Source organism: Celeribacter marinus, assembly GCF_001308265.1.
Taxonomy (GTDB): Bacteria; Pseudomonadota; Alphaproteobacteria; order Rhodobacterales; family Rhodobacteraceae; genus Celeribacter; species Celeribacter marinus.
This window is the reverse complement of the sequence record NZ_CP012023.1, coordinates 1,717,397-1,730,723: the sequence shown is the minus strand read 5'-3', so window position 1 is coordinate 1,730,723 and position 13,327 is coordinate 1,717,397. Positions and strand designations below refer to the sequence as shown.

Genomic DNA, 13,327 nt, shown 5'->3' with positions numbered 1-13,327 from the left:
TTGCTGTTCACCCTTCTGAGTTTGGGTGCGCCCGCTTATGCAAATGAAGCGACAATGCCGACACTGTTAGAGTTTTCCGATCTGAACGGTTGGGATGACGACGATCACGATGCCGCTTTGTCGGTGTTCGTAAAAACATGCGACCGTATGGATGGTTTTGAGTGGCCACAGTTGTGTGGTGTCGCCAAAAACCACACAGATGGTAGAGCTTTTTTCGAGCTCTTTTTCAAACCAGTGCTGATAGAGGATGGGGCAGCACCACTCTTTACAGGGTACTTTGAGCCCGAGCTCAATGGATCGCGAACACGTAGTTCGCGCTATCGGTATCCAATTTACGCCAAGCCCGACGATTTTACGGTCGGAGCGCCGTATTTGTCACGCCGTGAAATTGCCAATGGGGCTTTGTCGGGGCGGGGATTGGAGATCGTCTGGGTAGACGATGCGGTTGAACTGTTTTTCCTACAGGTCCAGGGATCGGGGCGCGTGCGTCTTGATGATGGGACGATGACCCGCGTGGGCTATGCGGGCAAAAACGGACACACGTATCGCTCCATAGGGAGAGAGCTCGTGCGCCGAGGGACATACGACGCACACCAAGTGTCGGCGGAAGTGATCAAAAATTGGGTGCGCCGAAACCCCGTAGAAGGTCAGGAGTTACTCAACCATAATCCGTCGTTTGTATTCTTCCGAGAGCGTCAGGAATTGCATGCGGACCTTGGGCCTATTGGGGCGATGAGCCGGTCAATTACCACTATGCGGTCGATTGCCGTTGATCCCGTGACGACCCCATTGGGTGCGCCGGTTTGGATTGAAAAGTTGGGTGAGACTCCCCTAAACCGCCTAATGGTTGCTCAAGATACCGGATCGGCCATTAAAGGTGCGCAACGCGCTGATATTTTCTACGGGACGGGAGATGCTGCCGGATCAGAGGCTGGTCGTATCAAAGATGGCGGGCGTATGATCGTCCTGCTACCAATCCAGCTTGCCTATGGTTTATTGGAGCAGGTCACGGGATGAGACGGCGGGTCAAAGGCAAATTGAGTGACGATGATCGTGACGTTTGGAATGAGGTCAAAAAAACGGCTACTCCTATGATGCGTGCAGAGTTTGTAGTTTCACGCGATCTGTCGGCAAAATCCCCAAAGAAAACGCCACCGAAGTCACTCGATGCTATGATTACCCAATTCGAAGTTGGCGCTCGTAGCGCACGTACTCCAATGGGGCATAATCTTGCGCCATCGGTGTCACAACGACTTGCCCATGCTCCCGTTGAGATGGACCGTAAAAAATTCGGCAAGATGAAAAAGGGGAAACTAAAACCCGAGGCGCGGCTTGATCTTCATGGAATGACATTGGCGCATGCCCATCCGGCGCTTCAGGGCTTCATTCTATCGTCAGCCGCAGCGGGACGGCGCCTTGTTCTTGTGATTACAGGTAAAGGCAAAGATCGTGATGACGGCGGGCCCATTCCAATTCGAAGGGGTGTTTTGAAAAACCAAGTGCCGCATTGGCTGCATCAAGCACCTCTGCGTTCAGTCGTTATGCAGGTTAACGAGGCGCATCTTACACATGGGGGTAGCGGTGCGTACTACGTCTATTTACGCCGCAACCGGTAATAGGGATCGCGCGCGCAAAACGGCTACGGTTGCCAATGCACTTGTCACCCCGAAATACAACGCATATCCCAACATTTGTGTCGTGAATGGCACGCCCCAATCAATGAGATATCCTGAAACACCTGGTCCGATTGCAGATCCAAATACCATGACTGCAGTGGCGGCGGATTTTATGGAGCCAATGTATCGTGTTCCATAGTGTTCGGCCCAAAACGCGCCAACAACGGTTCCTTGCATCCCCATGCCAAGTCCAACGATCATCAAGCCTACACCAGCAATAGCTGAAACTGCAGAGTATGAGATCACAACAAAGCCAAACAAAAAGGGAAGGGGCATCAGCGGCAAAATGCGACCCGCGCCATATTTATCGACCCCCATTCCCGCAAGAAATGTCGCCGCAATAGACGTCAAAGTTAGCCATGGGTAGAGAGATACATACTCAACGAGAGACCATCCTTTTACTTCTGCCAAGTGTACTTGTTGGAAAAACAACGCCGTTCCCCACGCGGGCGGCCCAAGGAGCAAAGGCACACACATCCAAAACAACCAGTGTTTCAAAAGCGCACCGCGTGTCCACATCTGACCACCCATCCCAACCGCACTTGTCGAACTGGCGATAGATTGCGGTGTGCGTTCTTGTCCAAGGCACCACAAGAGGAGCGGGATCAAAACAACCGCAAGGCCTGCGGCAACAATCCATGATTGACGCCATCCGATCATGGCCATGATTGCCACAAAGATCAGCGGCAAAATCGCCTGCCCAAGTGCAAATCCCAAGCTGGCGACGGAAAGTGCGCGTCCTCGAGTCGCCTGAAACCAGCGCGCCATTCCAACCATTGCGATTTGGCTTGTCATGCCTTGGCCAGTGAAGCGTAATAGAAAGATGACCACCACCAAAAGCGCGGCATTCGGCACAACCGACATCGACAAGCAGGCCACGGCTAATCCAACCAAGATGATTGGTGCAAGAACGCGAACCCTAAAATGGTCAGTCAGAACGCCAGCCCAAACCATCACGACTGCTGAGGCTGTCGTGCCGAGTGAATAAATTGCGCCCCATGATCCGTGGCTCAAATCAAATTCGGCGCGAATGTCCCCCGCAAAGATCGAAATGAAATAGGTTTGCCCATACGAAGACGTCAGGGTCAGAAGAAATCCAACCGCAAGCCAACGAGCGTTCTCAATTATGAATCGTAAATATGTCATGCTGCCATAACGCGCGTTCTCACAAAAAAAGAAAGAGCAAATCGCTCGTGCGAAATTGCCCTTTCCTCAAATAGAAAAACGGCGTTGCCGCTAAAGCATGTATCTGCTCACATCGACGGCTTTCGCCATTTCACCTACGTTTTTCATGACGTAGTCGGCATCAACAATAATCTGAGTGCCCCCTTGGTCTGGCGCCACAAAGGACAGCTCTTCAAAAACGCGTTCCATGATGGTGTACAGTCTGCGCGCACCGATATTCTCAACGCTTGTATTCACATCGGCAGCAAGTTTTGCAATCGCAGCAATTCCATCGTCCGTGAATGTTACACCTACATCTTCAGTTTCCAAAAGTGCTTTGTATTGCAGGGTAAGCGCATTGTCTGTGTCGGTCAAAATCTTGACAAAATCAGCCTCATTGAGCGCCCTCAACTCTACGCGAATAGGCAAGCGACCCTGTAGTTCGGGCAATAGATCTGATGGTTTCGCGATATGAAAAGCACCGGACGCAATAAACAAAATGTGGTCTGTTTTTACGGGCCCGTGCTTTGTCGATACGGTCGTCCCCTCAATCAACGGAAGCAAATCACGCTGCACACCTTCGCGGCTTACATCGCCACCGCGTGTATCGGACCGCACACACACTTTGTCGATCTCATCGATGAAAACGATACCATTTTGCTCAACGGCTTCTAGGGCTGCTCGCGTGATAGCTTCGTCGTCCAACAGCTTGTCTGCTTCTTCGTCAATCAAGACGGCGTAGCTTTCCGCGATGGTGAATTTTTTCTTTACCGTTCGGCCGCCAAATGCCTTTCCGAACAGATCACCGATATTCATCATGCCTCCCGATTGGGGTTGGCCGGGAACCTCAAACATACCTTGCGGCGTGGCGTTGTCCTGAATTTCTAATTCAATAACTGTCGTGTCGAGCAGCCCGTCACGAAGTTTTTTGCGAAACATTTGGCGCGTTTGATCGCGGGCATCTGCACCTGCAAGAGCTTCGATCACACGCTCTTCAGCGGCTTCATAGGCTTTGGCCTTAACATCTTCGCGCATGCTTTCACGTGTTTGGACTATTGCGGAATCCACAAGGTCACGCACGATTTGCTCAACGTCACGTCCGACATATCCAACCTCCGTGAACTTGGTTGCTTCGACTTTGACAAACGGTGCCTTCGCAAGCTTTGCGAGCCGGCGAGAAATCTCGGTTTTTCCCACACCAGTTGGCCCGATCATCAAAATATTCTTTGGATAGACTTCGTCGCGCAGCTCATCAGACAGCCGTTTTCGGCGCCACCGATTGCGCAAGGCAACTGCAACTGCGCGCTTGGCGTCACTTTGGCTGATAATAAAACGATCCAATTCAGAGACAATTTCACGTGGCGTTAAATCGGTCATTTGGAGATCTTTTCTACTGTCAGGTTTCCATTTGTATAGACGCAAATGTCAGACGCGATTGCCATAGCTGTGCGCGCAATGTCTTCGGCGGTCTTGTCGGTTTCCATGAGGCCACGTGCAGCCGCAAGGGCGAAATTCCCGCCGGATCCGATTGCCGCGACATCGTGTTCGGGCTCTAGCACATCACCGGCTCCCGTAATCACCAATAGGCTTTCCCCGTCCGTAACAATAAGCATCGCCTCAAGCTTTTGAAGGTATTTGTCCGTCCGCCAATCTTTTGCTAATTCTACGCTAGCGCGCGCCAGTTGGCCTGGAGTTGCCTCAAGTTTAGCTTCCAGCCGCTCCAATAGTGTAAACGCATCGGCGGTCGACCCAGCAAACCCACATACAACATCGTAGCCACCGGGGCTAATGACGCGCACTTTTTTCGCCGTGCCTTTGATTACTGTTTGGCCAAGGCTAACTTGCCCGTCACCTGCAATTACAACTTCGCCACCGCGCCGCACACCAATGATTGTGGTTCCGTGCCAGCCGGGAAACTCATCCTTTGCCATGATTGGTCCTTTCGTTGTTATTCTATATGTGGACGGGCGCATGGTCATGCAACTACCCAACGAAAAAGGGCGCCCCGAAGGACGCCCGATATCTAACCGCTGATCATGTCTTATACGACTTCTTCGATCCAGCTTTTGAGCGCAGATTTAGGAGCTGCGCCTGTTTTGTTGGAAACAACTTCACCACCATTGAACATAAACAGCGATGGAATTGCACGAACGCCGAACTGGCCTGGAATGCCCGGATTTTCGTCAACGTTCACTTTAACAATCTTAACTTTTCCCTCAAACTCTGCGGACAGTTCTTCGAGCGATGGGCCGATTTGCTTGCAAGGTCCGCACCATTCTGCCCAAAAATCAACGAGCACGGGCACGTCGGATTGCAGAACTTCGGTTTCGAACGTTGCGTCAGATGCAGCGATGGTAGCCATGGAGTATCTCCTGAAATGTGGTGTTGCCGAAAACCTATGTCTGCAACGGTGCAACGTCAAGATATAGTGGTGCGTTGAAGTGCCGCCCTCACGATATCGCGAGGCACCTCCATTAACTCTGCCGTCTTTGTCCATAAAACAGCGGTTTCGACGAAGCGGCCGGGATACATGCTTTCCACTGCATCCGCATAGGCACCCAACTGGCGCAATATCCCCTCTGGTATGCGTTCAGCGGCGTCTGGCAAAACGCTATTTGTTTTAAAGTCGACGATCTGAACTCGATCGGATTCGATGATAAGGCGATCAATTATCCCGTGAACGCCGTATCCGTTCAACGATGGGAGTGTTCCCGAAAAAGGCACCTCAGACAGTGAATGCGACCCGAACACGGCCCAAGTATAGCTCCCTTCCAGAACGCGGACTGCTTCCTCGAGCAAACCTTCTGCTTCATGATCCAATATTGCGTCTTCTGCATCGGAATGTATGTGGTGCAACGCGGCTTTTCGGTCCGCCGGATCAATATCAGGTAGCGAATCTAGAAGGAGATGAATTTGGCGCCCGCGCCGCTTGGCCTTCTCGCTGTCTAAAACTGCATCCTCACCACTGAGCGCCTTGGCACCGCCGAGCTCAGAAGGCGAAATGTAACCGCGCTTTTTAGGTGGTGCGGATGTTTCAGTTTGTGCCCAGTAGGGCAAGGTCGGTGAGGCATCATTTGGTACCAAAGAACCCTCAGGATGCATGCCCCATGCGCCCACCTGATATCTCAAACCGCCTGAAAGTGGATGATCTAGCGCTTGGGTTTCAAGCTCGGCCATTCCTGATTGGACCAATTCATACCAGCTCGTACCGTTTTTTGGGGCTGCGCCCGCGCCAGCAATAATGAGCCACTTTTCCGCCCGCGTCATAGCAACATAAAGAAGGCGTCGACGCTCTTCCTCGGCTTTGGACAGAAGTGTCGCCCGCGCTGCGTTCGTGATGTCGCTCGCCGATACTGAACCTGAAAGATGTACGGGCCTGTTTTCGCCCAAATCAATGAGCGCGCCCCGAACCTGACTTTCTTTTGTATTCGGCAGTGTATCGGGCAAAATCACAATCGGAGATTCTAGCCCTTTTGCACCGTGTGTCGTCATGATCCGTATGAGATTCGAGCTGTCGTCCAAAACGCGCTTTATCTTGATATCTTCGGCCTCAAACCACGCCAAAAACCCAGTCAAACTCGGCGTCTGCGTTGTCTCGTATGTTCGAGCTTGCCCAAGAAGTGCGTCAATTCCATCTTCAGCTTCTGGCCCAAGCCGCGCTAAAAACCTGCGGCGGCCGCCATGCTTGATCAAAACACGTTCGAGCAAATCATAGGGTCGCAAAACATCCAGTTTCAAACGAAGATCATCAATTATTGCAACGGTTTGAGGAAACTCGTCTTTGCGTGATCTCAGTTCACGCCAAAGATTGGGTGCTTTTCTATTATGCGCCAAGGCATATAGTTGCCGGTCCGACCAATTGAATAGAGGTGATTTCAATGCTTCTGCCAAGGCAAGGTCGTCATCTTCAAGTGACAAGAATGACAACAAAGCACACAGATCACGCACAGCCAGCTCATTTCCAACCGTTAGCAGATCAGCTCCTGCAACGGGAAGCCGCTTTTCCTTTAGCTTGCTCAACAATGGCTGAAAGAGTCCGGAGCGGCGCCGCACCAAAATCAAGATGTCTTTTGGTTGGATCGCTCGAAATGCACCATTTTCTGCTGGAATAGACCCGCTTTCTAGCAGTTTACTTATCTGGTTCGCGATGGTTTCTGCGAGTTTGTGATTGTGGTGTGTGGGGAGTGTTAAATCTAACGGATCTTCCCAATCGTCGTCTCTTTTTTCTTCTGCTTCGGTTTCTATAAGGGGCCACAAATCTACGCGTCCGGGCATCTGATCAAAAAACGCAATGTGTCGAGGTGGTCCGCCAACACCGTACCCGTTTGAGGCTCCAAATACACAATCTGTTGCCGCCAATATTGCTGGAGATGACCGAAAAGAATGTTCGAGAGATAGCTTTTGAAGGGGGTCATCCACGGCTTGTAACCGAGCATCAAAAAAGTCACGCATATCATCAAATCCTGATGGATCAGCGCCTTGGAACGAATAAATTGACTGTTTTTTGTCACCAACGACAAAGATTGTTCGCTTCACATCTGGGCGCGCGCCCTGACCTGATGCAAACTCCTCAGCCAGCCGTCGAACAACAACCCATTGGTCAGGCGACGTGTCTTGTGCTTCATCCACGAGAATATGATCAATGCCGCCATCCAAACGAAAGAGAACCCATTGCGCCGTCATAGAATTGGAAAGCAGGTCTCGCGCTTTTCGGATCATATCATCAAAATCGAGCAGACCGGCGAATGACTTTTTTGCCAAATATTTAGGAATCAGAACACGCGCAAAGCGATGAAGTATGGCTGTCCGTTTCGCGTCTTCCAGACGGCTAAGAATGGGGGCGTATTTTTCAACGCGGGACATAAGAAGCCTTAGGGGTTCAAGTGCGTCTGCGTGTTTCTCGCGCATATCCTTTGTTGGTAGTCCGCCGTGGGAATGACCCCACTTGGAGCACAAAGGGTTTTTGGTTTTTTCGCCAAACAAAAACTTTGTCGCACAACGTTTAAGCAAATCGGTAGAGATCTCTGACGATGCCCATTGAGCGCACTCTTTTGCAAAATCTGTGTCTGTTGATTTGGATGATGACGACAAAATGGTTGCGATCTGAGCGAATAGCGCCGGCTCGTTCCCCAAAAACACTTCACGCAAAAGAGTGGCTTCGTCAAAACCTTCAGCCAATTCAAACCATGCCCAAATCTCTTGTTCGGTTCGAGGTTGATCAAACTTCTCTTGAGACGACAATATATCTGACGCCAACGCATAGACATCTTCGCTAAGATACAAAGCGACTTGATCAATAATTTTTTGGCTCGGACCGTCTGATATGTTCTCAAGAACGTCTCGGAGTATCTCTTTGGACGTTCGGTCATCCAGTTCGCGGTACTGTGGCGATACTCCCGCCTCAAGTGGGAAACGCCGCAAAAGCCCCCCACAAAACGAGTGAATGGTTTGGATTTTTAGCCCGCCCGGCGTCTCGATTGCGCGCGCGAACAACGTGCGCGCATGGCGGATAAGTGCATCATCCAGGTCCGTATGGGGACTGAGTTTTGCCACCTCATGCCGCAGGTCTGCTTCGTTCAACATAGCCCATTCACCGAGCCTCTTGAATAAACGGTTTTGCATCTCAGATGCTGCGGCCTTGGTGTAGGTGAGACATAAAATGTGCTGTGGCGGCGTGCCCTCTAATAAAAGGCGGGTCACCCGATCTGTTAGAACCTTTGTCTTTCCAGATCCCGCATTTGCGGCCAACCATGTTGATCGATCCGGGCGTGCCGCGGCCAATTGGCGCGCGGTGGCTTCATCAGGATGGCTCATTGCATATCCTCACCACTTGCCGTGTCTGCTTCTGTCCACTCTTTAAACCGCGAGAGCAGATCGTAGTCGCTGCGAAAGCTATTAAATTTTGGAGCACGTCGCGCGGTATATCCCGTTTCCGGCTTGTCATAATTTGAGATGAGCGCAGTTAGTTTTCTACGGACGTCTGCGACAATGTCAGCGTCAATATCGATTTGCGTCACCTTCAATTCCTTATCCAGACCAAGGTAGCTCACACGCCGCACGTTCCCTTGGGCGATGTCATCGAACGAGCCATCCTGCAAAATAAGCGCCTCTAGAAGAAGCTGAATACGAAACGTCTTTGCGTCCTTCTGGGTCGGCGGGATTGACGCTTTGTAATCGAAAATATGGTAGCCACCGCCATCCATCCGATCAATTCGATCCGCTTGGCAGGTCAGAGTAAAATCAATATTTGAGAGAACAATTCGTCCGTCTTTTTCAAGCCCGACATTGCCGCCAGGCGCAAGCCTCTCAACCTCACGAGATGCAAGGCGATGAGCGATTTTTTGCATGCGGGAACGCCAAATGCGCCGCTCTGTGGGCCAAACAACAGTTTCGTTCAACACCTCGTCTGTGAGTGACAAAAGCCGCAATGCGGCATCTGACCCAGTTTCTCCAGACACGTATTTGTCCACAAAACGCTCCATGATATCGTGGAACGCATTCCCGCGATCTCGTGGGTCGGGTGTCGTATTGAGTGGAGCAAGTTTGTAGAGCCCCAGAATTTTACTCGCATAAATTGCGTATGGATCTCTGATGAGCGTTTCAATGCGCGTGACGGAAAGGGAGCGAGGCCTCGCGTCTATTGGCGGACGCGGGGAGGGTCGTTTGGCCAGTTCCATTACATCGCGCGCCGGATCGGGCTGGTCTAGTAGCGTCGCCCATTGCGTCCACTGTACGCCGCGGGCGCGCATATCGCGTAGCGCCTGCATCCCTTCATCGCTCATTCCATGCAGTAAATTGGTGAGACGGATAACCCACCTACTTGGGACAGTTTCCGCCTCGGCGTCACGAATGGCGCGAGAAATGACGACTTCGCGCGCGCCGAATGCCTGTTGGAAATCGTGGGCGGACAGGCCTATCATCTGTTCTGGTGACAGTAGGCCTGCGTCTTTTCGCATTTCGCGTGAAAACCATGGATCGGGTTTTGGTTGCGACGGCCAAATTCCATCATTCATGCCACCAACAATCACAAGATCTGCCTGAAGTGAACGTGCTTCTAACGTCCCCCAAATCATAACATTTGGGTGCTTTGGTGTCGGATCACGCGACATGGCTCGCCCCACTACAGCGCGAAACATGTCGTCGAATTCGAATGGGGTCATGTCCGCACCCCACTTTGCCTCGCGCATAAGCTCGTCCATGACGCGGCGCATTTCACGCCCCGATAGGTTGTCCCAAAGTGGGCTATCGTCAAATCCAGACGGACCGCTCGCAAGGCCGCTTGCCAATGCCATCGCATGATCAAGGTGGGCAGAAAGAGATCTCGTTCCTACACCTGCCGCCGGTGCCAAAAGATCAGAGATCCACATGGCCCACGCCATGCGGTCATCCATGTCATTGGAGGCTTTCCCTGCCTTTTGGGCCCATTCAATCATTTTGTCTTTGGTGGGAAACGTTACCGATTTGCGCCGAAGATATACTTCAAGTTGCCTCGTCCAAAGCAGGTGGATACCGCGCTTGCTTTCATCTGCGATATTTCCGCGTGCGACCAGTGGATGCTTCAAAAGAACGATCATATCTTGAGCGGTAATCTGACGCCCGAAAAGGTTTGAAATCAAACGAAACAGGCGTCCTGCGGGCGTTTGGTTCAACGGCTCACCGGCGCTATCATCGGGGTCAATGCCCCATCGGTCCAACATGGCACAGACTTGGCGCGCAAGGTCGCGATCAGGCGTGATGAGTGCCGCACGCGTCCCGTCCTCGGCCGCTTTGCGTAAGATTAACGCAACAGATGTTGCTTCGCGTCTCGGATCTTGGGCTTCGATCAAAGTGAGGCTTTCACAGGCTTGCAAAACGCCTTTGAGTTTTGGGCCTTCCGTCATCCAGTCGTCTGTAACTGGGGCAGGACGTAGAGCTAAGGACAGTATCTTATTGCGATCTTCACTTGGCGGATCCGTCTCAAAAAATGGTATTACATCGCGTTTAGTTAAGCCAAGATGTGTCGCAAGTCTGACAATGCGCTCTTGTGGGTGATCTTGCATTTGACCGTAAATTGTGGGATCTGCCAGTCGGTCCCACACATGTTGCGGCATTTCGAAATCTACGCCGGGTTGAACAACGGCACCTTGGGGCAATCGTGCTACCAATTCCATAAATCGCGCTGTGGTTCCGCGTGAACCTGTCGAGCCAACGACCAAAATAGGATGAGTTGGCTCGGATTTCGCCCATAGGTCACCGAGCCGGTCAACCACCGTCCTCATTCGCTCTTCGACCAGTGGGGGAATGTCTGAATCGCGATCGTAAATATCTTTTACAATTTTTAGAAACTCGAGGGCTTCGCGCCAATGATCCGATGTATTTTCCAACTTCAGATTTGAAAGTATGTCGTATGTCACAGCCTCGTCGTGCATTTCACCAAGTAACAGAGCAAGTGTGTCAGCCAACCCATAAACCGCAGAGCGTTCCGCAAAATTGGGGCGATTGTCTAGAAAGTGAGCGACGAGCTGAGACAATTCCAATCTTAAGCGTAAACCCGAAACGGGCATTCGCACGTCGCGAAACCTAAAGTCATTACTCAATTCCGTGACGAGGCGAATGCGTGGCAGTAATCGCGTGGTCCCATCATCAAACGCCGCAATCAGATCGCGTTTCATACGCGATGTATTAACGAAAACTTCTGTACGCGCCAAAAGCTCAGGTGCGTCAGACCCAAAACGGCTCAAAATGCCTTCCTTAATCGCGCGCGGAAAATCGATTCCGCAGGCCACCCCAAAGAGGCGAGGCTTATCACTTGGTTCAAACATTGCCATGATCCTTTAGGGCAGATTCGGCAATTTCGATGCCTTTGGGGTGGCCGACGTCGCACCATTGACCATCAAATTGCGCACCAAATATGCGCCCCTTTTTGTCTAGCGCGTCCCAAACTTTATTCATGGAAAACGCTGTGTCTGCAATTTCTTTGACGGCGTCCAATTTAATAATTTGAAGACCCGTATAAACCAAATCGCCCCCGCGGTGAATTCGGCCGTCAGCGTCAATATCGAAATCACCCGACCCAAGATGACCGTGTGTTTTACTCAAGTGAACAGTGAGCAAGAGCGCGTCCATAATATCGGGATTCCATGCGCTCCGTAATGCATCAACCGCGCCGTCACCGAGCCAAACGGCATCAGTATTCATTGTGAAAACGGCATCACCATTGAAGAGAGAGGAGGCGTTCTTTAACCCTCCGCCGGTCTCCAAGAGATCAGGCTCAAATATCGTGGTAACGCCACGTATGGCGAGGTGTTGTTCGAGAGATTCAGGCAAATAGTGAGTGTTTGCGACTCGGGTGTCAAAGACGTCGAAATGTGCCAGCGCGTAATCAACGAGTGGACGCCCTGCCACGTGAATCATCGGCTTTGGACATTTTTCGGTTAAGGCGCGCATCCGTGATCCGCGACCCGCACAAAATAACATTACATCGTTGGGACAGTGCCGCATTTATCTCTCAATACTTGCAAGTTTTCCGGCGTTGGAACCGGTAGTGTTTCGCATACGACTTTTCTCAAGGCAGCAAGGTCGGGGTGTTGTAGGTCCGACATCAAATGTGCCCAAACGCGCGGGATCAAATCGACATAGTGCGGCTTTTTAAAGTGAAGCGACATGCGTGCGAAAATCATCAAAATCCGCATGTTGCGCTGAGCCGAACAAATAGCAGCACCGCGATCAAGTTCGCTACGATCTATTTCTGCCACAACCGAAAAATGTGCCATGGCTCGTTCTCGCACGTTTGTAGATACGTCCCGGCGCGCATCCTTTAGGAGTGAAACGAGATCATAGGGGGCATGCCCCAGCATTGCGTCTTGGTAGTCCAAAAGCCCAACACGTTTTAATTCCGTCCGCTCAGGTAGCCATATCAGGTTTTGTGCATGAAAATCGCGCAAAATCGTTGAATGTCCAGAGCCCATGGATGCCACAAGCGGCTCCAATTCGGCATTGCACGCCTCCACCACACCAGCCGTCTGATGGTTGGTAAGTGCGTCTGCGTACCACCGATAGCATGATAGGGCGAGATCCGTCATCTGGTCGGCGTAATCCGGCACTTTCTCGATCGGGTTAGCGTGAACGAGCTGCGCCAAAACCTCGACCGCTGTTTTATACAGTGGCCACTCCAGAGACGGATCAGAATTGCAAACTTGATCAAAGAGAGTGTCGCCCAGATCTTCGATGATTAAGAATCCGTTGGTCTCGTCCGATGCATATGTTTTCGGCGCAGAGAGCCCGAGATCTCCCAAGTACGATCCTACGTGCAAAAATGGACGCACATCCTCCCCGTATTCAGGGGGTGCGTCCATGAGCATGGCGCTTTGCCGCGTGTTTGTATTGACCAAACGGGTGTAACGCCGCCGAGACGCATCTCCCGCAAGTGGCTGCCATGCGGCGTTTTTCCACTCCGTTGCATCTACGAAGCTTCTCAATAATTCGGTGCGCTCTATCATATGGAAATT

General features: G+C 51.6%; 10 protein-coding genes. 2 read left to right on the top strand and 8 right to left on the bottom strand.

The features are described 5' to 3' along the window. Positions 1-54 precede the first annotated feature (54 nt). Positions 55-1,017: a murein transglycosylase A gene (mltA, locus tag IMCC12053_RS08580; protein ID WP_236852388.1), complete on the top strand. Its 963-nt coding sequence runs from the start codon at positions 55-57 to the stop codon at positions 1,015-1,017. Then, positions 1,014-1,616 (top strand): Smr/MutS family protein, encoded by a 603-nt coding sequence (locus tag IMCC12053_RS08575; protein ID WP_062218091.1) that lies wholly within the window; start codon positions 1,014-1,016, stop codon positions 1,614-1,616. Before mltA ends, IMCC12053_RS08575 begins: the two co-directional genes overlap by 4 nt. On the opposite strand, the gene IMCC12053_RS08570 is transcribed toward IMCC12053_RS08575, so the two are convergent. The 8 genes from IMCC12053_RS08570 to IMCC12053_RS08535 all read right to left on the bottom strand — a co-directional run bounded on the left by IMCC12053_RS08570 (position 1,599) and on the right by IMCC12053_RS08535 (position 13,318). Next, positions 1,599-2,822, bottom strand: coding sequence for an MFS transporter (locus IMCC12053_RS08570; protein ID WP_062218088.1), 1,224 nt, complete (start codon positions 2,820-2,822; stop codon positions 1,599-1,601). The genes IMCC12053_RS08575 and IMCC12053_RS08570 overlap by 18 nt on opposite strands. 90 nt (positions 2,823-2,912) lie before the next feature. Beyond that, positions 2,913-4,217 (bottom strand): ATP-dependent protease ATPase subunit HslU, encoded by a 1,305-nt coding sequence (hslU, locus tag IMCC12053_RS08565; protein WP_062218084.1) that lies wholly within the window; start codon positions 4,215-4,217, stop codon positions 2,913-2,915. Continuing rightward, complete coding sequence (gene hslV, locus IMCC12053_RS08560) at positions 4,214-4,771, bottom strand: ATP-dependent protease subunit HslV (RefSeq protein ID WP_062218081.1); 558 nt, start codon at positions 4,769-4,771, stop codon at positions 4,214-4,216. Before hslV ends, hslU begins: the two co-directional genes overlap by 4 nt. A 110-nt stretch (positions 4,772-4,881) precedes the next feature. Continuing rightward, the gene (gene trxA / locus IMCC12053_RS08555) at positions 4,882-5,202 is read right to left on the bottom strand and encodes a thioredoxin (protein WP_062218078.1); all 321 of its coding nucleotides are present in this window, start codon (positions 5,200-5,202) and stop codon (positions 4,882-4,884) included. Between the two features lie 56 nt (positions 5,203-5,258). Further along, a complete protein-coding gene (gene addA / locus IMCC12053_RS08550; RefSeq protein ID WP_062218075.1) occupies positions 5,259-8,654 on the bottom strand; it encodes a double-strand break repair helicase AddA in 3,396 nt (1,131 codons plus the stop codon). After that, positions 8,651-11,641, bottom strand: coding sequence for a double-strand break repair protein AddB (gene addB, locus IMCC12053_RS08545; RefSeq protein WP_062218072.1), 2,991 nt, complete (start codon positions 11,639-11,641; stop codon positions 8,651-8,653). Before addB ends, addA begins: the two co-directional genes overlap by 4 nt. After that, entirely contained in the window at positions 11,634-12,320 is a 687-nt protein-coding gene (locus IMCC12053_RS08540; protein WP_062218069.1) for a nucleotidyltransferase family protein, read from the bottom strand. The genes addB and IMCC12053_RS08540 overlap by 8 nt, the downstream gene beginning before the upstream one ends. Beyond that, positions 12,296-13,318: an aminoglycoside phosphotransferase family protein gene (locus tag IMCC12053_RS08535; protein ID WP_062218066.1), complete on the bottom strand. Its 1,023-nt coding sequence runs from the start codon at positions 13,316-13,318 to the stop codon at positions 12,296-12,298. The genes IMCC12053_RS08540 and IMCC12053_RS08535 overlap by 25 nt, the downstream gene beginning before the upstream one ends. Between the last annotated feature and the right edge of the window lie 9 nt (positions 13,319-13,327).

Coding starts and splice junctions, on each gene's coding strand:
- IMCC12053_RS08570 (WP_062218088.1), bottom strand. CDS start 2,822: ATGACATATTTACGATTCATAATTGAGAACGCTCGTTGGCTTGCGGTT.
- IMCC12053_RS08540 (WP_062218069.1), bottom strand. CDS start 12,320: ATGCGGCACTGTCCCAACGATGTAATGTTATTTTGTGCGGGTCGCGGA.
- addB (WP_062218072.1), bottom strand. CDS start 11,641: ATGTTTGAACCAAGTGATAAGCCTCGCCTCTTTGGGGTGGCCTGCGGA.
- hslV (WP_062218081.1), bottom strand. CDS start 4,771: ATGGCAAAGGATGAGTTTCCCGGCTGGCACGGAACCACAATCATTGGT.
- addA (WP_062218075.1), bottom strand. CDS start 8,654: ATGAGCCATCCTGATGAAGCCACCGCGCGCCAATTGGCCGCGGCACGC.
- mltA (WP_236852388.1), top strand. CDS start 55: ATGCCGACACTGTTAGAGTTTTCCGATCTGAACGGTTGGGATGACGAC.
- IMCC12053_RS08535 (WP_062218066.1), bottom strand. CDS start 13,318: ATGATAGAGCGCACCGAATTATTGAGAAGCTTCGTAGATGCAACGGAG.
- IMCC12053_RS08575 (WP_062218091.1), top strand. CDS start 1,014: ATGAGACGGCGGGTCAAAGGCAAATTGAGTGACGATGATCGTGACGTT.
- trxA (WP_062218078.1), bottom strand. CDS start 5,202: ATGGCTACCATCGCTGCATCTGACGCAACGTTCGAAACCGAAGTTCTG.
- hslU (WP_062218084.1), bottom strand. CDS start 4,217: ATGACCGATTTAACGCCACGTGAAATTGTCTCTGAATTGGATCGTTTT.